At 63.1% G+C, this 20776-nt stretch carries 18 protein-coding genes; 13 read left to right on the top strand and 5 right to left on the bottom strand.

Annotated elements, in window-relative coordinates:
- Positions 1-20 precede the first annotated feature (20 nt).
- Genes V1294_RS15225 through V1294_RS15235 form a run of 3 tightly spaced genes read right to left on the bottom strand, consistent with a single transcriptional unit; the run spans position 21 to position 3182 of the window.
- Positions 21-935 (bottom strand): NAD(P)-dependent oxidoreductase, encoded by a 915-nt coding sequence (locus tag V1294_RS15225; protein WP_334482444.1) that lies wholly within the window; start codon positions 933-935, stop codon positions 21-23.
- 37 nt (positions 936-972) lie between these two features.
- The gene (locus V1294_RS15230; protein ID WP_334482443.1) at positions 973-2223 is read right to left on the bottom strand and encodes a Zn-dependent hydrolase; all 1251 of its coding nucleotides are present in this window, start codon (positions 2221-2223) and stop codon (positions 973-975) included.
- A 41-nt stretch (positions 2224-2264) separates the two neighbouring features.
- Positions 2265-3182, bottom strand: coding sequence for a LysR family transcriptional regulator (locus tag V1294_RS15235; RefSeq protein ID WP_334498226.1), 918 nt, complete (start codon positions 3180-3182; stop codon positions 2265-2267).
- Positions 3183-3302: 120 nt separating this feature from the next.
- On the opposite strand from V1294_RS15235, the gene V1294_RS15240 reads away from it, so the two are divergent.
- From V1294_RS15240 to V1294_RS15265, 6 genes are all read left to right on the top strand, one after another.
- Complete coding sequence (locus tag V1294_RS15240) at positions 3303-4124, top strand: putative hydro-lyase (RefSeq protein ID WP_334498230.1); 822 nt, start codon at positions 3303-3305, stop codon at positions 4122-4124.
- Positions 4125-4206: 82 nt separating this feature from the next.
- Positions 4207-5451 carry an ABC transporter substrate-binding protein gene (locus tag V1294_RS15245; RefSeq protein ID WP_334498233.1) on the top strand — a complete coding sequence of 415 codons (1245 nt, stop codon included), beginning with the start codon at positions 4207-4209 and terminating at the stop codon, positions 5449-5451.
- Between the two features lie 190 nt (positions 5452-5641).
- The gene (locus V1294_RS15250) at positions 5642-6520 is read left to right on the top strand and encodes a branched-chain amino acid ABC transporter permease (protein WP_108519823.1); all 879 of its coding nucleotides are present in this window, start codon (positions 5642-5644) and stop codon (positions 6518-6520) included.
- On the top strand, positions 6520-7500 hold the full coding sequence (locus V1294_RS15255; RefSeq protein ID WP_334482437.1) for a branched-chain amino acid ABC transporter permease: 981 nt from the start codon (positions 6520-6522) through the stop codon (positions 7498-7500). Before V1294_RS15250 ends, V1294_RS15255 begins: the two co-directional genes overlap by 1 nt.
- Positions 7497-8231, top strand: coding sequence for an ABC transporter ATP-binding protein (locus tag V1294_RS15260; RefSeq protein ID WP_334498239.1), 735 nt, complete (start codon positions 7497-7499; stop codon positions 8229-8231). The genes V1294_RS15255 and V1294_RS15260 overlap by 4 nt, the downstream gene beginning before the upstream one ends.
- The gene (locus tag V1294_RS15265) at positions 8215-8919 is read left to right on the top strand and encodes an ABC transporter ATP-binding protein (RefSeq protein WP_334498242.1); all 705 of its coding nucleotides are present in this window, start codon (positions 8215-8217) and stop codon (positions 8917-8919) included. The genes V1294_RS15260 and V1294_RS15265 overlap by 17 nt, the downstream gene beginning before the upstream one ends.
- Before the next feature lie 98 nt (positions 8920-9017).
- Here V1294_RS15265 and V1294_RS15270 read toward each other — a convergent pair whose 3' ends face one another.
- A complete protein-coding gene (locus V1294_RS15270) occupies positions 9018-9158 on the bottom strand; it encodes a hypothetical protein (protein WP_334498245.1) in 141 nt (46 codons plus the stop codon).
- A 135-nt stretch (positions 9159-9293) separates the two neighbouring features.
- Positions 9294-9956: a 3-oxo-tetronate 4-phosphate decarboxylase gene (otnC, locus tag V1294_RS15275; RefSeq protein WP_334498248.1), complete on the bottom strand. Its 663-nt coding sequence runs from the start codon at positions 9954-9956 to the stop codon at positions 9294-9296.
- A 118-nt stretch (positions 9957-10074) separates the two neighbouring features.
- On the opposite strand from otnC, the gene ltnD reads away from it, so the two are divergent.
- From ltnD to V1294_RS15310, 7 genes are all read left to right on the top strand, one after another.
- Positions 10075-10989 carry an L-threonate dehydrogenase gene (gene ltnD, locus V1294_RS15280; protein ID WP_334482430.1) on the top strand — a complete coding sequence of 305 codons (915 nt, stop codon included), beginning with the start codon at positions 10075-10077 and terminating at the stop codon, positions 10987-10989.
- A gap of 26 nt (positions 10990-11015) precedes the next feature.
- Complete coding sequence (gene otnI / locus V1294_RS15285) at positions 11016-11798, top strand: 2-oxo-tetronate isomerase (RefSeq protein WP_334498251.1); 783 nt, start codon at positions 11016-11018, stop codon at positions 11796-11798.
- Positions 11795-13072, top strand: coding sequence for a 3-oxo-tetronate kinase (gene otnK, locus V1294_RS15290; protein WP_334482426.1), 1278 nt, complete (start codon positions 11795-11797; stop codon positions 13070-13072). Before otnI ends, otnK begins: the two co-directional genes overlap by 4 nt.
- Positions 13073-13260: 188 nt before the next feature.
- Positions 13261-14952: a methyl-accepting chemotaxis protein gene (locus V1294_RS15295; RefSeq protein WP_334498254.1), complete on the top strand. Its 1692-nt coding sequence runs from the start codon at positions 13261-13263 to the stop codon at positions 14950-14952.
- Between the two features lie 245 nt (positions 14953-15197).
- Entirely contained in the window at positions 15198-17225 is a 2028-nt protein-coding gene (locus tag V1294_RS15300) for a methyl-accepting chemotaxis protein (RefSeq protein ID WP_334504652.1), read from the top strand.
- A 270-nt stretch (positions 17226-17495) separates the two neighbouring features.
- Positions 17496-19196, top strand: a complete 1701-nt coding sequence (locus tag V1294_RS15305) for a methyl-accepting chemotaxis protein (RefSeq protein ID WP_334498257.1) — start codon at positions 17496-17498, stop codon at positions 19194-19196.
- Between the two features lie 487 nt (positions 19197-19683).
- Positions 19684-20616, top strand: a complete 933-nt coding sequence (locus V1294_RS15310) for a helix-turn-helix domain-containing protein (RefSeq protein ID WP_334498260.1) — start codon at positions 19684-19686, stop codon at positions 20614-20616.
- The last annotated feature ends 160 nt before the right edge of the window (positions 20617-20776 follow it).

Raw genomic sequence — 20776 nt, forward strand, 5'->3', positions numbered from 1 at the left:
AACGCGTATCCTCGGTGCTGCTATTTTCCCTTCACGATCCGCCGGCAGTGCTCCCACGCCGCGCGCATCAAATTCTCGCTCGCCTCCGGCGTGCGGAACGCCGAATGCGCCGACAGCGTCACGTTCTCCAGTTTCGTGAGCGGATGATCCGCCGGGAGCGGCTCGATGTTGAAGACATCCAGACCGGCATGGCGGATCTGGCCAGACTTCAACGCATCGATCATCGCCTTTTCATCAACGATTGCGCCGCGCGCGGTATTGACCAGGATGACGCCGGGCTTCATGGCCTCGATGCAGGCGGCCGAGATCAGTCCGCGCGTCTCGTCGTTCAACAGCAGATGGATCGAAACGACGTCGCTCTCGGTCAGTAATTCGTCGAGATCGACGAACTCGACCTTCGGATGCTTCTTCGGCGAACGATTCCAGGCGACGACACGCATGCCTGAGCCGATCGCGATGCGGGCGACCTCGGCGGCGATACCGCCGAAGCCGATCAGGCCCAGCGTCTTGCCCGTCAGCTGCATGCCGTCGTCACGCAGCCAGTTGCCGGCGCGGATCCCGCGGTCCATCTTGGCGAGCCCGCGCGCGCCCTCCCACATCAGCGCGACAGCGCATTCCGCCACGGCGGTATCGCCATAGCCCTTGATCAGATGTACTTCGATCCCGAGCCCGGCGAGCTCTTCCGGGTTCATGTAGCTGCGTGCGCCGGTGCCGAGAAACACGACGTGCTTCAAGCCCGTGCACTTCTTCGCGACATCCGTTGGCAGTGCGGTGTGATCGACGATCGCGATCTCGGCGCCGTCGAGTATCGCAGGATACTGATCCGAGGTGATGTCGGGGTTCCGGTGGATTACGACCTTGGGATCGCCTGATTTCTCCAGCCGCTCGAAGATCACGGCCAGCGATTCATTGGCGTCAACGAAAACTCCACGCATGGCATTTCCCCAAGTTCTATTTATCAGGCTCTATTTATCAGGATGCGACGCCGGCCAGCGCCAGCACGGTATGCATCAGCACATTGGCGCCCGCCGCGCAATCGGCCTGGGTAGCGTCTTCCAGTTCGTTGTGGCTGATGCCGTCCTTGCAGGGCACGAACACCATCGCCGCCGGCATCACGGTGTTGAGGTTGCAGGCATCGTGGCCGGCGCCGGAGGTGATGCGGCGATGGGAAAGCCCCAGCATCTTCGCGGCGTTCTCCACCGCGTCCACCAGTTTGGGATCGAAATGCGTCGGCGGCTTGCGCCAGATCAGATCGAACTGGACCTCGACCTTGCGCCGCGATGCGATTTCGGCAATAGCAGCGCGCAAATCCTTATCCAGCACGTCCATGATGGCGGCATCCGCGCTGCGGCAGTCGACCGTGAAGGCGATCTCGCCGGGAATGACGTTGCGCGAGGGGTTGGCAATCACCGCCTCGCCGACGGTGCCGACGGCCTTGGGGCCGTGCTTCCTGGCAATCGCTTCCATCGCCAGCACGATTTCCGACAGCGTCGCCAGCGCGTCGCGCCGCAGCGGCATCGGCGTTGAGCCGGCATGGCTTTCGAAACCGGTGATCTTGCCGTCATACCAGAGCACGCCCTGGCCGGAATCGACCACGCCGATGGTCTTGTTTTCCGCCTCGAGAATCGGCCCCTGTTCGATGTGCAGTTCGACGAAGCCTGAGAATTTCTGCGTCCCCACCGGGGTCGCGCCGCGGTAACCGATGCTGTCGAGCGCCTGCGCCACCGTGACGCCCTCGGCATCCTTACGCGACAAAATGTCGTCGGTGGTGAAATCGCCGACGTAAGCCGCCGACGCCATCATCGCTGGCGCAAACCGCGAGCCTTCCTCATTGGTCCAGTTGCAGATGCAGATCGGCGTCTCGGTTTCGATCCCGGCATCGTTGAGCGTACGGACCACCTCCAGCGCGGCCAACGTGCCGAGCACGCCGTCATATTTGCCGCCGGTCGGCTGCGTGTCGAGGTGGGAGCCGAGGCCGATCGGAGCCTTCGACATGTCGCGGCCCTTGCGCAGGCCGAACATCGAACCCAGTGCATCGACATGGACTTCCAGCCCCGCGGCCTCGCAACGCGCGCGGAACCAGTCGCGCACCTGCTTGTCCTCAGGCCCCAGCGTCAGCCGCCGCACGCCGCCTTTCGGGGTGGCGCCGAATTTGGCGGTTTCGTGAATCGTGTCCCAAAGGCGGGCGGAATCGATTTGCAGGTTGGAGGCGATTTTTGTCATTGACCGTTCCGAAGTTCAGACGATACGCGAGGCGCGCTTTGTCAATGACGCGCCTCGCGCGGCGCGTCAACAATGACGCCGCCGCGCGCAAGGCTGGCGGCGAGTTCGACCACGCGCTCCACCGCGACCGTGTCGGGGGAGGCGAGCCAGCTTGCCGAGAATGTCAGCGGGGCCAGCTGCAGATTGGTCGACAACAATTGCAACCGCCCGTCCGCCATGTCGCTCTCGACAATCGCGGTAGGTATCAGGGCGATGCCGAGGCCTTCGATCGCCATGTGGATGACGGTTGCGAGCGAGGCGCTGGCATGCAGGCGTATCGGCGGCAGATCAGGGCGGTTGAACAGGGAGCGCACGATCTCGTAGGGCTGGGTCCGGCGCGAAAAGGTGATGATCGGAAATTTCGCCAGATCGTGCAGGGTCAACGCCTGCTTGCCGAGGCCGAGCGACGGGCTCGCCAGAAAGCCCACGGAATAATCGCACAGCGGCCGGTTGTTGACCATCGGAGCCGTCAGCGGCCCGAGCACGAAAGCGAGTTCGATTTCCTGTGCGAGGAGCCGGTTGCGCAGGTTCGAGGTAATGTCGACCTCGATCTCGAGCGAGAGGTTCGGATAGGCGTGATTGACGCTCTTGATGAGCTGCGGCAGCCAGGTATGCACGATGGTCTCGGCGACGCCGAGCCGCAGCACGCCGCGCATCGCCGAGCGGTCGCCGACCACCGCCAGCATTTCCGAGCGCAGCCCGATCAGCTTCTCGGCATAGACCATCAACTGCCGTCCGCTCGGCGTCGGCAGCACCATGCGGCGGTCGCGCTGCAGGAGTTTTACACCCACCTCGCGCTCGAGCTGGGCGATCCGCTGCGAGATCGCGGGCTGGGTGGTGTTGAGCTTCTGCGCCGCGCCGCGGAAGCTGCCGAGCGTGACCACCCACATGAAGGTCTCAATTGCCTTGAAATCAGTCATGCACCCTCTGGTCGCAGGTTGATAATTTTTATTTATCGAACTTGATTAAAAAAGACGATTAGACATTATCATAGCCATATGCGGGAGTAGATGTCGACAAGAATGGAAGCGGGGACAACGATGACCAGCTTGGCGAGGACGGAAACACGCGGTCACGATACGGCGGATTTATCGCCGAGCGTGGCGGCCCGGCATGCCTGCCGCAACGGCATGGCCCATCACACGGCGGGCGTCGCCAACGGCTTCGTCCAGGGCAACCTCGCCGTCCTGCCGGAAAAATTCGCGGGCGCTTTTCATCGCTTCTGCCAGCTCAATCCCAAACCGTGCCCGATCATCGGCATGTCCGACGTCGGTGACCCCCGCATTCCCGCGCTCGGCATCGACCTCGACATCCGCACTGACCTGCCGCGCTATCGCGTGTGGCGCGACGGCGAAATCGTGGAGGAGCCGACCGACATCATGGCGCACTGGCGCGACGATCTCGTCGCCTTCGTGCTCGGCTGCTCGTTCTCCTTCGAGGAGGCGTTGCTGGAGGAAGGTCTGCCGATCCGTCATATCGAGCGCGATGTGCGCGTGCCGATGTTCCGCACCAACATCGCCTGCAGCCCCGCGGGCCCGTTTGCCGGTCCGATGGTGGTGACGATGCGGCCATTCAAGCCAGCGGACGCGATCCGCGCGGTGCAGATCACTTCGCGCTTCCCCTCGGTGCACGGTGCACCGGTTCATATCGGTCTTCCCGGGTCGATCGGCATCGCTGACCTCGCCAAACCCGACTACGGCGATCCGGTGCCGGTCGAGGCGGACGAAATTCCGGTGTTCTGGGCCTGCGGCGTGACCCCGCAATCTGTCATCCAGGCCGCGAAGGTGCCGTTTGCGATTACGCATGCGCCCGGATTGATGCTGGTGACCGATCTCAGGAACAAAGCGCTTGCCGTGCTTTGATGCAGTTCCTGCTGATCATTGAGGCTTTACCGTAACCTTCGCCCGTTTCATCGATAGTCGCCATCCAACAAAGGATATCGCCATGAATATCACGCGCCGAAACGTACTGCTTGGAGCCACTGCTGCCGCAGCGCTCGGCCCGATCGCCGCCCATGCTCAAACTTCCGAAGTGGTGATCGGCGTGATCTATCCGTTCTCCGGCGCCAGCGCCCAGATGGGTGTCGATGCCCAGAAGTCGTACGAGACCGCGCTCGACATCATCAACAAGAATCACGATTTCGATCTGCCGCTGGCAAAGGGCGAAGGCTTGCCCGGCCTCGGCGGCGCCAAGATCCGCCTCGTATTCGCCGACCACCAGGCCGATCCGCAGAAGGGCCGTGCCGAGACCGAGCGCCTGATCACGCAGGAGAAGGTCTGCGCCGTCATCGGCACCTATCAGAGCTCGGTCGCGGTGACCGTCAGCCAGGTCTGCGAGCGCTACCAGATCCCGTTCATCTCGGCCGACAATTCCTCGCCGAGCCTGCACAAGCGCGGTCTCAAGTTCTATTTCCGCGCAGCGCCGCATGACGAAATGTTCTCGGCCGCGATGTTCAATTTCTTCGACGCCATGAAGAAGAAGGGCACCAAGATCGACACGCTGTCGCTGTTCCACGAAGACACCATCTTCGGCACCGATTCCGCCAACACCCAGCTCAAGCTGGCTGGCGATCGCGGCTACAAGATCGTCACGGACATCAAGTATCGCTCCAATTCTCCCTCATTGTCGGCGGAAGTGCAGCAGCTCAAGACGGCGAACGCCGACGTGCTGATGCCCTCGAGCTACACCACCGACGGCATCCTGCTGGTCAAGACCATGGCCGAGCTCGGCTACAAGCCGAACGCGATCGTCGCCCAGAACGCCGGCTTCTCCGAGAAGGCGCTGTATGATGCGGTCGGCGACAAGCTCGAAGGCGTGATCTCGCGCGGCAGCTTCTCGCTCGACCTCGCGGCCAAACGGCCGATGGTCGGCAAGATCAACGCCATGTTCAAGGAAAAGTCGGGCAAGGATTTCAATGACCTGACGTCGCGGCAGTTCATGGGCCTCCTGGTGATGGCGGAAGCCATCAACCGCGCCAAATCGACCGACGGCGAGAAGATCCGCGAAGCGCTGGTCGCGACCGACATCCCGGGCGAACAGACCATCATGCCGTGGAAGCGCGTCAAGTTCGACGAACTGGGCCAGAACAACGACGCCGATCCGGTGCTGCTGCAATATATCGGCGGCAAGTTCGTCACCATCTTCCCGCCGCAGGCCGCGATCGCCGAAGCCGTCTGGCCGATGAAGTAGGCCGTCGCTTTTTGGCGAGACATCACAAACGCAGTGTCGTCCCTGCGAACGCAGGGACCCATACGCCGAGGAGCATCGGTTTCATCGTGGCCTCACGTCCTTCGTTCAAATGCGACTCCAGTGGTTATGGGTCCCTGCGCCCGTGCGCAATGCGCACTAGGCAGGGACGACGTGCGATGGGGGTATCCCGGTGACCGCCGAAACCATCATCCAAAGCCTGGCGAGCGGCCTCCTCATGGGACTGCTCTACGGTCTCATCGCCGTCGGCCTCGCGCTCATCTTCGGCCTGATGGACGTCGTGAACTTCGCCCATGGCGAATTCCTGATGATCGCGATGTACGCGACGTTCTTCCTGTTCGCATTCTTCGCGATCGACCCGTTGCTGTCGGCGCCGCTGGTCGCGGCGGCATTGTTCGTGTTCGGGGCCGTGGTCTATCTATTGATCGTGCGCTTTGCCGTGCGCGCCAAGGCCAACGCCGGCATGGTGCAGATCTTCTCCACCTTCGGCCTCGCCATCGTCATGCGCGGCCTGGCGCAGTACTTTTTCACGCCGGACTATCGCAGCGTTACGCATTCCTGGCTCGGCGGCAAGACCGTCTCGGTCGCCGGCATCTTCCTGCCGGTGCCGCAACTGGTCGGCGCCCTGGTCGCGATCACAGCATTCGGCGCGCTCTATCTCTTCATCAACCGCACTGACTTTGGCCGCGCGCTCGAAGCGACCCGGGAGGACGCCGGCGCCGTGGCGCTGGTCGGCATCGACAAGAACAAGGTGTTCGCGCTGGGTTGGGGCCTGGGGGCGGCGCTGGTGGGACTATCAGGCGCGATCATGGCGATCTTCTTCTACATCTATCCGGATGTCGGCGCTTCATTCGCGCTGATCGCCTATGTGACGGTGGCGCTCGGCGGTTTCGGCAGCGTGTTCGGCGCCTTCGCCGGCGGCATCATCGTCGGCCTCGTCGAGGCCACGACTGCGTTGCTGCTGCCGCCTTCGCTCAAGGCGGTCGGCATCTATGCGGTCTATCTCCTTGTCGTCTTCATCCGGCCGCGCGGCCTGTTCGGATCGATGTGATGGATACCGCTTTCGCAGAACGCCGCCGCCGCGACCTCGTCGTCGCATGTGTTCTCGCCGCGATCGCAGCCGTCGTGCCGCTGTTCGTCAAGGACGTGTACGTCCAGAACATGATGGTGCTGACGCTGATGTGGGGCGCGCTGTCGCAGAGCTGGAACATTCTTTCCGGCTATTGCGGACAGATCTCGCTCGGCCACGCGCTCTATTTCGGGCTTGGCGCCTACACCACCGCGCTGCTGTTTACCAAATTCGGCGTGCTGCCGTGGTTCGGCATGCTCGGCGGCGGCGTGATCTCCGCGCTGATCGCGATGGCGCTTGGCTACCCCTGTTTCCGGCTGCGCGGACATTACTTCGTCATCGCCACCATTGTCATCGCCGAGATCGGGCTATTGCTGTTTCACAACTGGGATTGGGCTGGTGCTGCGATGGGCATCGAGATTCCCGTGCGCGGCGACAGCTGGCTGAAATTCCAGTTCCCGCGCAGCAAGCTGCCATACTTCTACTTCGCGCTGGCGTTGGCTTGCGTCGCCTGGTTCGTTACCTGGTGGCTGGAAAATTCCAAATGGGGTTTTTGGTGGCGCGCAGTAAAGGACAATCCGGAAGCGGCTGAAAGCCTCGGCGTGGTCGTGTTCAATTCCAAGATGGGTGCGGCGGCGGTTTCGGCGTTCCTGGTCGCGGTCGGCGGCAGCTTCTATGCGCAGTTCGTCTCCTATATCGATCCCGAGAGCATCATGGGCTTTCAGCTCTCGCTGCTGATGGCCTTGCCCGCCGTGCTAGGGGGTATCGGTACGCTGTGGGGTCCGATGCTGGGCGCGGTCATCCTGATCCCGCTCACGGAATTGACGCGTTCCTACATGGGCGGCTCCGGCCGTGGTGTCGACCTGATTGTCTATGGCGGCCTGATCATCGCGATTTCGCTGGCGCGGCCACAGGGGCTGATCGGCCTGTTCTCGTTCAAGCGTAAGGAGGCGGCCCGATGACGACGCCTCTTCTAGAAACCCGAGGCGTCTGGCAGCGCTTCGGCGGCCTGATTGCCAACAGCGACGTCTCGATCTCGGTCGGACGCGGCGAGATCGTCGGCCTGATCGGTCCGAACGGAGCCGGCAAGTCGACATTGTTCAACCTGATCGCGGGCGTGTTGCCGCCGACCCAAGGCTCGATCATCTTCGACGGTCAGGACGTCACCGCGTTGCCGGCGGCGGAACGCTGCCAGCGCGGAATCGGCCGCACGTTTCAGGTCGTGAAGAGTTTTGAGACCATGACTGTCATCGACAACGTCATCGTCGGCGCGCTGGTCCGCACCACCGTGATGCGCGATGCCCGCCGCAAGGCGCATGAGGTGCTGGAATTTTGCGGCCTCGGCCCGCGCGCCAATGTGCTGGCCAGCGATCTGGTCCCGTCTGAAAAGCGCCGGCTCGAGGTAGCGCGGGCGCTGGCGACCGAGCCGAAACTGTTGCTGCTGGACGAAGTGCTCACCGGGCTGACGCCGGTCGAAGCCAAGACCGGCGTCGAGCTGGTGCGCAAGGTGCGCGACACCGGCGTCACCGTGCTGATGGTCGAGCACGTCATGGAAATCGTGATGCCGCTGGTCGACCGCGCCATCGTGCTCGATCTCGGCAAGGTGCTGGTCGAGGGCAAGCCTGCCGACGTCGTTCGCGATCCGAAAGTCATCACCGCCTATCTGGGAGACCGTCATGCTGTCAGTGCATGAAGTCACCACCGCCTATCAAGGCCTGGTCGCGATCTCGGCAGTCAGCATCGAAGTGGCAAAAGGCGAGATCGTCTGCGTCGCCGGCGCCAACGGGGCCGGCAAGTCGACGCTGTTGAAATCGATTGCGGGTGCGGAACGCCCGCGCTCCGGCACCGTGTCGTTCGACGGCACCCGGATCGACGGCATGGCGCAGCATATCATCACCTCGCGCGGCATCGCCTACGTGCCGGAAAACCGAAGGCTGTTTCCGCGGCTCTCAGTGCGCGACAATCTCAGGCTCGGCAGCTACCTCTATCGGGGTGAAGCCGATCGCGAAGTGCCGCTCGATCTCGTGTTCAAGCTGTTTCCCCGTCTGCAGGAGCGGCTGGAGCAGCGCGCCGAAACGCTAAGCGGCGGCGAGCAGCAGATGCTGGCCATCGGCCGCGCGCTGATGACGCGGCCGCGCCTTCTGATGCTGGACGAGCCGTCGCAGGGCATCATGCCAAAGCTGGTCGACGAAATCTTTCAGGCGGTGAAGCGGATCCGCGACGCGGGGATGACCGTGCTGATTGTCGAGCAGCGCATGTCGGAATGCCTGGAGATTGCCGACCGCGCCTACATCCTGCAGACGGGGCGCGTGCTGATGCATGGCGGTGCGGCGGAAATCAGCGTCAATCCGGATGTGAGGAAGGCGTATCTGGGGCTGTAGTCGCTTCGGAAAACTCAGGGCTCTCTCCACGTCATTGCGAGCGAAGCGAAGCAATCCAGAAATTTCACGGCAGAGACGGTCTGGATGGGCGTTGTAGCTTATTGCTCCGCGAAATGACGAACACAAATGAGATCGCCGTAAAGGTCCTTCCAACTGGGGTTATGACTCTCAATCAACGCCAGCTTCTTCGCGCGGCTGCCTGCCTTGATTTGTTTTTCGCGGGTAATGGCCTCGATCATGCTGGCAAGGCTGTTTCATCCGATTTCTCTGCCGTCATTGTGGGGGGCGCTAGCGCTGAAGCAATCAGTCTTTCCGTGGCCCTGGATTGCTTCGCTTCGCTCGCAATGACGTGGAGAGTGTTTGGCATATACTCGCTATGTATGCTCGTCATGCTCCGGCAGCGTCAACCCGAACGTCTTGATCAAATCTTCCACCTGCGCCGGCGACAGATACCGTGGGTTCAGTCCGCGCAGCAGCAAATACAATCTCGCCGTTTCTTCCAGTTCCTCGATCGCGAACACCGCAGCTTCCAGCGCGTCCCCAGATACCACCGGCCCGTGATTGGCGAGGAGCACGGAGGAGTATTTTCCGGCCAGCCCCTTGATCGCGTCGGCGACAGCCGGATCGCCGGGACGATAATACGGCACCAGCGCGGTGTGGCCGCATTTCATCAGGTAGTAGGGCGTCATCGGCGGCAGCGCGGCGCGGGGGTCGATCTCCGGCAGCATCGACAATGCCACTGAGTGGGTCGAATGCAGGTGCACGACCGCACGGGCGCCAGTGCGGGTCTGATAAAGCGCGGTGTGCAGCGGAACTTCCTTGGTCGGCGCGTCGCCGGATATCAGCCGTCCGTCGGGGCCGAGCCGCGACATCCGCGCGGGGTCGAGCGAGCCCAGCGAGGCATTGGTCGGCGTCACCAGCCAGCCACCGTCGTCGAGTTTCACGCTGATGTTGCCCGAGGAGCCCGGCGTCAGCCCGCGCTCGAACAGCGAGCGACCGAGGCGGCAGATTTCCTCCCGGATTTTTGTTTCGCTCATGAACCGACCCTGTTTGACGCCTTTTCCCACGCTTTGGCAGCGCGGCCAAGCCGTGATACCCAGAGGCAAAGCCGTCAGGTCTGATGGCGGCCAAAATGAACCATTGAGGGATCGCCGCATGCCAGAATCCGCCAAACCGCGTGTCGCCGTCATCGGGCTGGGCTCGATGGGGTTCGGCATGGCGACCTCGCTGCGCCGCGCCGGGCTCGAAGTGACCGGCTGCGACGTCTCGGCGGACTCCGTGGCGCGGTTCGTGGCTGACGGCGGGAAGGGGGCCGGGACGCCGGCGGAAGCCGCCAAGGCGGCTGACATCGTCGTCAGCGTGGTCGTCAACGCGGCCCAGACCGAGACCATCCTGTTCGGTGCCAATGGCGTCGCCGAAACCCTGGGCAAGGGCGCGGTATTCGTCTCCTCCGCCACCATGGACCCCGACGTCGCGCGGCGGCTCGCCAAACAGTTGGAAGCCACCGGGCGGCACTACCTCGACGCGCCGATATCAGGCGGTGCGCAGCGGGCGGCGCAGGGTGAACTCACCGTTTTGGCCTCAGGCAGCCCGGCCGCCTTTGCCAAAGCCCGACCGGCACTCGATGCGATGGCCGCAAAACTTTACGAACTCGGCGATGATGCCGGCCAGGGCGCCGCGTTCAAGATGATCAACCAGTTGCTCGCCGGCGTCCACATCGCCGCCGCCTCGGAAGCCATCGCATTCGCTGCCAAGCAGGGCCTCGACATAAGAAAGGTCTACGAGGTGATCACGGCATCCGCCGGCAATTCCTGGATGTTCGAGAACCGCATGCCGCATGTGCTCGACGGCGATTATACGCCGCGCAGTGCGGTCGAAATTTTCGTGAAAGACCTCGGCATCATCCAGGACATGGCGCGCTCGCAAAAGTTCCCGGTGCCGGTGGCCGCTGCTGCGCTGCAGATGTTTTTGATGACGGCCGCATCGGGCATGGGCCGCGACGACGACGCCTCGGTGGCGCGGATGTATGCCCGCGTCACCGGCACGCATCTGCCCGGCGAACCGAAATAGCCGCAAGATCAAGAAGGGGACGCTCGATGCCGCATTTTGCCGCCAATCTCTCCATGATGTTCACCGACGTGCCGTTCCTCGACCGCTTCGAGGCGGCGGCGAAAGCGGGCTTCACCGCCGTCGAATTCCTGTTCCCTTACGACCATCCGGCCGAAGCCGTCGGCGACGGCCTGAAGCGCAACGGCCTGACGCAGGCGCTGTTCAATCTGCCGCCGGGCAATTGGGACGCCGGCGAAAAGGGCTTTGCGGCGCTGCCGGAGCGTTTTGACGATCTGAAGCGAAGCCTTGAGACGGCGCTTCCTTACGCGCAGGCGACCGGCGTCAAGCGGCTGCATCTGATGGCCGGCATCGCCAATCGCAGCGAACCGAAAGCCGTCGAGCAGTTTTATAAATCGGTGACGTGGGCCGCGGAGTTCTTCGCAGCCTATGGCCTCGACGTCGTGATAGAGCCGATCAATGCCCGCAACGTGCCGGGCTACTTTCTCAACGATTTTGGCTTCGCGCGCGACCTGATCACCGAACTGAAGATTCCAAATCTAAAACTGCAGTTCGATATCTATCACTGCCAGATCATTCATGGCGACGTCACCATGCGGCTGCGCGAGATGATGCCGATCACAGGCCACGTCCAGATCGCCAGCATTCCCTCGCGCAACGAACCCGACGGCGAGGAACTGAACTATCCTTTCCTGTTCACTGAACTCGACCGGCTCGGCTATGGCGGCTTCGTCGGCTGCGAATACAATCCGCGCGGCAAGACCACCGACGGCCTCGCCTGGTTCAAGCCCTATGCCGGAGTAAAGCCGTGAAATTGTCTCTGGGCTGCATCGCCGACGACTACACCGGCGCCTCCGATCTCGCCAACACGCTGACCCGTCAGGGCCTGCGCACGGTGCAGACCATCGGCGTACCGTCGGACGACCTCGCGCTGCCTGAGGTCGACGCAGTCGTGGTGTCGCTCAAGAGCCGCTCGATCGAGGCTGACGTTGCGGTTGATCGTTCCCGCGCCGCCGAAAAATGGCTGCGCGGCCGCGGCGCCGGCCACGTGCTGTTCAAGATCTGCTCGACCTTCGATTCCACCGACGCCGGCAACATCGGCCCGGTGATGGACGCGCTACGCGCCGATTCCGGCGACGCCATCGTTCTGGTGACGCCGGCCTTTCCGGAAACCGGCCGCACCGTCTATCAGGGCAACCTGTTCGTCGGTTCCGTGCCGCTGAACGAAAGTCCGCTGAAGGACCATCCGCTCAACCCGATGCACGATTCCAATCTGGTGCGCGTGCTGGCGCGCCAGAGCCAAACCAAAGTCGGGCTGGTCAATCTCGCCACGCTTTCGCGCGGCGCGGACGCCGTTCGCGAACGTCTCGCCGATCTGGCGGCGAAGGGCATCGGCGCAGCCATCATCGACGCCGTGTTCGACCGCGATCTGGAAACCATCGGCGACGTCGCGCTGGATCATCGCCTGTCGGTTGGCGCATCCGGCATCGGCCTCGGCCTGGCCCGGGCGCTGGTCGCTTCCGGTAAGGTCAAATCGGCTTCGGCTGGCGCGGCGTCCGGCGCGCCGGTCGGCGGGCCGGCGGCGTGCCTGGCCGGGAGTTGCTCGCAGGCGACGCTGGCCCAGATCGCCAATGCCGAAAAGACCATGGCCGTGCTGCATCTCGATCCCGAACAGATCATCGCCGGACCCGGCGAGGTGCGTCGCGCGCTGGCCTGGGCTGCCGACCGAATCACCGACGGTCCGATCCTGATCGCCAGCAGCTCGACGCCGGACCAAGTTGCAGCTCTGCAATCCCGGCATGGCCGCGATGCAGCCGGACATGCCATCGAGCAGGCGATGGCGGACATCGCGGAAGGTTTGGTGCGCTCAGGCGTGCGCCGGCTGGTGGTCGCCGGTGGTGAAACTTCGGGCGCCGTCGTCGATCGCCTGGGCATTCCCGGATTCCTCGTAGGCGAGGAAATCGCTGCAGGAGTGCCGGTTCTGCGCGCCGTCGGCGCCGATAAGGGCGAAATGCTACTTGCACTGAAATCGGGCAATTTCGGCGGTGCGGAATTTTTCTCCGATGCGCTGAAGCTGATGCGCTGATCGCTGCGCCGGCCTTCACGGGGCCGGTGCGGTCTGGCACCTACGTATTTTTACCCCGACGTCGTTAACTCAACCTGAGGACGTGCCGGGTTTTGTTTCTGTAACGGCATCCTTTTGATTCCCCCAACTTTCTCCGCCTCGTCACGTTTGGCGTCTCCCGTCGCGCCCAAAACCAAGAGATTCCCGCCATGCTCGCCAAATACTCCATCCGCACCAAGATCATCACCGTCGTTGCCTTCCTGCTCGTCGCGATGGCGGGCATGGGTCTGCTGGCGGTCAGGAACATGCGGGCCATTAATGCCAACACGGTAGACATCTCGACGAGCTGGCTGCCCAGCGTCCGCGTGCTGGGCGACCTGCGAGCCGGCGTCATCACCTACCGCAACGTGATCCGCGAGCATATGCTGTCTGAGACGCTGGAAGAAAAGCTGGCGATGGAGAAGACGCTGGCGACTGTTATCGAGTCCAACACCAAGATCCGTGCGGCTTATGAGCCGATGATTACGTCGCCGGAAGAGCGCGCGCTTTACAACGAATGGGCCAGGTTGTGGGAGCGCTACAAGAAGGGCACCGAGGAGGTCATGGCGCTGTCGCGCAAGGCCGCCGGCCAGATGCCGACGGAAGCGCACGACCTGAACACGACCACCGTGAACAAGATCGGGCTCGAGGCCGACGCAGTCCTTAAGAAGGATATCGACCTCAACAACGCGGGCGGCGACAAAGCGGCGCAGGAGGCTGCCGACAATTATACATTCGCTTTCATGATGCTCGCGACCATCCTGGGTGTGGCCATCGTCGCCGGTATCGCCGTCAGCTACTATCTGGTTCGCGACGTCTCCAGCGGCATTTCCTCCATCGTCATGCCGATGCAGGCGCTGGGCAAAGGCGATCTGAGCGCGGACGTGCCGCATCAGGGCGAAAAGACCGAAATCGGCGTCATGGCGGACACCTTGCAGGTATTCAAGCAGGCGCTGATTGCCAAGAAGGCCGCCGACGAAGCCGCGGCGGTCGACGCCGAAGCCAAGATCGAGCGCGGCCGCCGCGTCGACGGCATCACCCGCAATTTTGAAAACGTGATCGGCGAAATCGTGCAGACGGTGTCGTCGGCTTCGACGCAACTCGAGGCCTCCGCCGGCACGCTGTCGGCGACGGCCGAACGGTCGCAGACGCTCACGTCGACGGTGGCGTCGGCTTCCGGGGAAGCGTCTGCCAACGTGCAGTCGGTGGCATCGGCGACCGAAGAGCTTTCCTCCTCGGTCACCGAGATTGGCCGTCAGGTGCAGGAGTCGGCGCGGATGGCAACCGATGCGGTTGGCCAGGCTCGCGTCACAAACGACCGGGTCAGCCAATTGTCCAAGGCGGCGAGCCGTATCGGCGACGTCGTCGAGCTCATCAACACCATCGCCGGCCAGACCAATTTGCTGGCGCTCAACGCCACCATCGAGGCGGCGCGCGCCGGCGACGCCGGCCGCGGGTTTGCCGTCGTGGCGTCGGAAGTGAAGGCGCTCGCGGAGCAGACGGCAAAAGCCACCGGCGAGATCAGCCAGCAGATTGCCGGCATTCAGGGCGCGACCCAGGAGTCGGTCAATGCGATCAAGGATATCAGCGGCACCATTGAACGGCTGGCAGAAATCTCCTCGGCCATCGCGGCTGCCGTGGAAGAGCAGGGCGCGGCGACGCAGGAAATTTCGCGCAACGTGCAGCAGGCCGCCCGCGGAACCCAGCAGGTTTCCTCCAACATCTCCGACGTGCAGCGCGGTGCCAGCGAGACCGGCGCCGCCTCCTCGCAGGTGCTCTCGGCGGCGCAGTCGCTGTCGGGCGACAGCCATCGCCTCAAGCTCGAGGTCGGCAGGTTTCTGGATTCGGTCCGGGCGGCCTGACGGCCGCCGCGCGGCCGGGCCATGAGGCCGGCTTCCGGCGGGGAGCCGGGGCTTGATTCGCGCGATGCGCGAATTTGATCGATCTGCAACCAAAACCAAATTCCGCAAATTCACGCAAGCGGAAATTAACCGGTCCCGGCTACGCTGCCGGTACTTTTGGGGCCGCGCGCGCAAGGCTGGTCCCGTCGCGGCGCAACTTCCGCTTCCCGGAAATGTGCTTCAGAAAATTTGGGGTCGTCGACATGATCAAGCTCAACCGTATCGGAAACAAACTGGGCTTGGCCGGGGCGATCGGCGTCTTGCTGGCGATCGGCATGGTGGCCAACCAGATGGTCACCGAATCGAGAATCGAGGAAGGCAGCGATCGCGCCGCGCGATCGCAGCAGGTGGCGAATAATGCACTCGCCGCGCATATCGACCTGCGCAAGATTCAGCTTGCCGCCGACGATGTCCGCCTGGCGAGAAGTCCCGCTGAAGTCGAGAAGGCCCTTTCCGATCTGCAGCGCCACAAGGCGAGCGCGGCAAAGGAGCTGGAGGCGGCGCTAGCAATAGCCCAGCGGCCGGAAGCCAAGGAACAACTCCAGAAGACCAAGGCGTTGATGGAAGGCTTTGCTGCGGCAGTGGAAGATCTCGCGAAGGCGCAGACGACGCTGCTGGCGCAGATCGAGAAGCGCTCGGTCATTTCCGAGGAATGGAACAAGTCGGTCGATACCCAGATGAAGTTGCCGGCCATGCAAAAGCTGGACAACCGCCTCGAGATCGAGCGTTTGTTGTTTCAGGCCGATGGCAAGGTGAACGCGCTGCGGGCGAATGCCTGGAAGCTCGGCGCTACCGGCGATGCCAAGCTGGTCACGGAGATGGCCAAGACCGAGGCCTCGCTCAAGGACGTTTTCAACAAGCTGCGTGGCGAAGCCGATGACCGGGATTTGCTGGTCGTGGTCAGCAACCTTTCCTCGATCGTCAAGCGCTTCCTGGCCGCCAATGAGGAGGCCGTCAGGACCGAGCAGTCGAAGAGCGAAATCATCGCCAGCCGGACCGTCAAGGCCGCCGCTGACGTCGCCCACCTGATGGAAGCCACCGTCGCTGGCGCGCAAAAGGATGCGAAGGTCTCCAAGGACGAGGTCATGGCCGATACCGAGCGTGCCAACCAGATCAACCTGATCATGGCGATCGTCGTCGTCGTGTCGCTGATCGCCTCGGTGGTGTTTTCCTTCCTCGGCGTCGCACGTCCGATGACGCGCCTGAACGGTGCATTGGGCAAGATGGCGGGCGGCAATCTCGATGTCGAGATTCCCGGCGCCGCCCGCGGCGACGAAATCGGCGACCTCGCCAAGACGGTGACCGTCATCCGCGAGAACGCCGAGCAGAAGGCGCGTGAGGAAGCCGAGGCCAAGATCAAGCAGGACCTGGTCGCGGCGCAGCGGCGCAAGCAAGAAATGATCAAGCTCGCCGATGATTTCGAAGGCGCGGTCGGCAAGATCGTGGAGACGGTGTCGGCGGCTTCGACCGAACTCGAAACCTCCGCGGGCACGCTGACGGCGACCGCCGAACGCGCCCAGGAACTGACCACGATGGTGGCCGCGGCTTCCGAGGAAGCCTCAACCAATGTGCAGTCGGTGGCCTCCTCCACCGAGGAGATGGCCTCGTCCATCACCGAGATCGGCCGTCAGGTCCAGGAATCGGCGCGGATGGCCAATGAGGCCGTCGATCAGGCCCGCACCACCAATGACCGGGTAAGCGAATTGTCGAAGGCGGCCGCCCGCATCGGCGCGGTGGTCGAGCTCATCAACACCATTGCCGAACAGACCAATTTGCTGGCGCTCAACGCCACCATCGAGGCGGCCCGCGCCGGCGACGCCGGCCGCGGTTTTGCCGTCGTGGCGTCCGAGGTGAAGGCGCTGGCGGAACAAACCTCGAAGGCGACCGGCGAGATCGGCCAGCAGATCACCGGCATCCAGGCCGCCACTCAGGAATCGGTCGGGGCGATCCAGACGATCAGCACCACGATCGAGAAGCTGTCCGAGATATCCTCGACCATTGCGGCCGCCGTGGAAGAGCAGGGTGCCGCCACCCAGGAAATCTCCCGCAACGTGCAGCAGGCAGCCCGTGGCACCCAGCAGGTCTCCGCCAACATCACCGACGTACAGCGCGGCGCCGGCGAAACCGGCACGGCCTCGACGCAGGTGCTATCCTCGGCCCAGTCGCTGTCGCAGGACTCCAACCGCCTCAAGGCCGAAGTCGGCAAGTTCCTCGGCTCGGTGCGTGCGGCGTAATCAGCCGATAGACCGCAAACCAAACAGCCCGCCCCTGAACAAGGGGCGGTTTTTTGATGTTCGGAACCCGTGGCAAAGCCGGCTCCGACGTCGTCAGTTCGCATCCTCCCCCTGAATCACCGCCAAACCTCTTGGCGTCGGCCGCGTGGCGCCCGGCTAACGGAAACTCAGTATATCTACTGAGTAGAAATTAACGGGAAGAAAGCCGCTGACATATACGATTCCGTGCGTGAGGGGCGGACGACCCCCGTCGTCGCGTGGAGATCAGACATGTTTGGAATGATACGTCGGGCCAGGATGACGGTTGGCCGAAAGATCTATGCGCTCATCTGCCTCAGCTTCATCGGGCTCCTGGGCGTGACCTTTCTCGAATCGCGTGAACTGGCATCGAGCCTCGACCAGCAGAAGCAGATCGAGCTGCGGCACCTCGGTGACCTCGCGCTCGGCATCATCAAGGAAGAGCATGCCGCGGCGCAGAAGGGCGGCGTTTCAGACGCCGACGCCCAGAAGCGCGCGATGGCGCGGATCGCCGCGCTCCGCTACGGCAACAACGACTATTTCTGGATCAACGACATGCATCCGAAGATGGTGATGCACCCGATCAAGCCGGAAATGAACGGCAACGATCTGTCGGCCTACAAGGATCCGAACGGCAAGCTGTTGTTCGTCGATTTCGTCGATACGGTCAAAAAGAGCGGCTCAGGCTTCGTTCCCTATGAATGGCCCAAGCCGGGCTTCGACAAGCCCCAGCCGAAATTGTCCTACGTGGTCGGCTTCGCGCCGTGGAACTGGCTCGTCGGCACCGGCGTCTACATCGACGACCTGAAGGCGCAGGCCTGGGCTTCGACCCAGCGGTCCCTGATCGTTGCCGGCGTGATCCTGCTGTTTGTGCTCGTGGTGTCGATCTTCGTGGCGCGTAGCGTCACTGGTCCGCTGCAACGGATGACGGTTGCGATGAACGATCTCGCCGGCGGCAACCTTGCCGTCGAGGTGCCCGGCGTCGGACGCGGCGACGAGGTCGGCGAGATGGCCAAGGCAGTCGAGATCTTCAAGAGCAATGCCGTCGCGCGTCAGTCGCTGGAGGCCGAGCAACGCGCGGCCGAGACCCGCGCCGTCGGGAGCCGCAAGGCAGACATGAACAAGATGGCCGACGATTTCGAGACTGCGGTCGGCCGGATCGTCGAGACCGTTTCGTCGGCATCGAGCCAACTCGAAGTATCCGCGGGCACGCTGACTGCGACCGCGGAGCGCGCGCAGGAGCTCACGGGCGCAGTCGCGGCGGCCTCCGAGGAAGCTTCCACCAATGTGCAATCGGTGGCCTCCGCCACCGAGGAGATGGCCTCGTCCGTCACCGAGATCAGCCGCCAGGTGCAGGAATCGGCGCGGATGGCCAATGACGCCGTCGATCAGGCGCGCGTCACCAACGACCGCGTCAGCGAATTGTCGAAGGCGGCAACCCGCATCGGCGATGTCGTCGAACTGATCAATACCATCGCGGGCCAGACCAACCTGCTCGCGCTCAACGCCACCATCGAGGCGGCGCGCGCCGGCGAGGCCGGCCGCGGTTTTGCCGTCGTGGCCTCGGAAGTAAAGGCGCTTGCGGAACAGACCGCGAAAGCCACCGGCGAGATCGGACAACAGATATCAAGCATCCAGGCCGCGACCCAGGAGTCCGTGAACGCGATCCAGGCCATCAGCGGCACGATTGAAAAACTGTCGGAGATTTCGTCGACCATCGCAGCCGCCGTGGAAGAGCAGGGCGCCGCGACGCAGGAAATCTCCCGCAACGTGCAACAGGCGGCGGCGGGTACCCAGCAGGTATCCTCCAATATTGGCGACGTGCAGCGCGGCGCTAGCGAAACCGGATCGGCATCCTCGCAGGTGCTTGCGGCGGCGCAATCGCTGTCGGGCGACAGCAACCGCCTCAAGCTTGAGGTCGGCAGGTTCCTCGACTCGGTGCGGGCGGCCTGATCGCGCTGACTATTCAGTCCGAAGCCGGCGTCTCATGCCGGCTTTGCGATCGCTGACAACGCGAATCAGAAGCGTGAGCTGTCGCAAGCGGAGCGCTTTTCGGCTGCACGAGGAGCGGTAGACATCCCTAGATCGCAAAATTGCGATTGCGGCATGGGTCGACCAATCGCCCTAGGCGAAACTGATGCCGAATGTGGCGAACGGATTTCCGAAATCGGGAAAAACTGGTAATACACAAAGGCATCGTGAAGGTCTGATGCCAGAAGATCCGATGCCAAGTGTTCTGCGTCAATGAAGACGCGCCAGGACTCAAGACGCTTCATCCGGCGGTAGGGGCGCGTCGAGGCGCCCATTCGCCATGGTCAAGTTGCGCACTCGATCCCTCTCAATACCGGCTAGCGCTTTTTTCGTTGTTGCGACGATCGCTACCGACGGCTCGGATGACCGCCGCGTGTCGTTGCTTGATGAACTAGTTGAGTCTGACTTCGTGAAGATCAGCCGGTCTCCGGATTTCGATCATTTCCGGAGCATCGAAGGATTGGGCGAGGCAAACAGCATTCCGCTCGATTACCGGAACTTCGCCGCATCGTTCGCCTCGCTGCGGCTGAAGACCTGCACGATCTATCTGCAGCGGACATTTCCGCGAATCCTTCAGATCCAGTATTCCACGACCGGAGCGATTATCGGTCTGCTGATGGACGATGCGGCTTCGCTGACCCTGAACGGCGTGGAGGGCCGCGCGCCGGCATTGCTGCTGGTCAAGGGCAGCGCGCGATGTGAAATCGTCGAGCAGCAGGCCAATCTGGTCGCCCTCGTGAATTTCGATTCCATCGACGATCGCGGCTGGCCGGGTGAAATCGACCGCGCACAGTTGATCGCAACGGAACCTGCCAAATTCGATGCGCTTCGGGTAACCTTGCGCGATGTCCTGATGCTCGCATCGCATTCGCCCGATACCCTGGTTCAGCCTGGTGTGATCGAGAACATCGAGGAATCGATATTGCAGGCGGCCGATCTGGCGATGGCTGCGGCGACGCCTTCGTCCGAAGCCAAGCGCCTGAGCCTGAGCCACTATTTGGCGCTGGTCCGGAAATTCGACGAGTTCGTCGCCGTCAACGCCGGCAAGACGCTCTACAGCGCCGACGTGGCCCGACAGCTTGGGGTCTCGGTCCGGACGCTGCATAACGCCGTCGTTGCGATTCGCGGCATGAGCATGCATCGTTATATGCGGCTGCGGCGGCTGTGGAGCGTGCGTCAGCAATTGCTGCGGGGTACGTCACCGCAATCGATCAAGGCGGTCGCACTCGTGAATGGCTTCTGGCACATGGGCGAGTTCACAGCACTCTATCGCGAGCTGTTTGGCGAAACGCCGCAGCAGACGTTATCAGCGGCGCGGAAGCAGACGGGTGAGCCGTCTTGATGCCGGCGTTGTGCGCCGCCGTTCCGTAATTCTACCAATTCTCCGACCGTGCTGCCTTAGATGCCGGTTAACCATCGTGTGGAACGCTGGTGCGCATGAGTGCCGCTCTGTGGCCAAGCCGCCGCAGGAGCCCTTCGTCCGCAACGAACCGGCTCGTCCG

It is taken from the genome of Bradyrhizobium sp. AZCC 1678 (assembly GCF_036924765.1).
GTDB classification, from domain to species: Bacteria; Pseudomonadota; Alphaproteobacteria; order Rhizobiales; family Xanthobacteraceae; genus Bradyrhizobium; species Bradyrhizobium algeriense.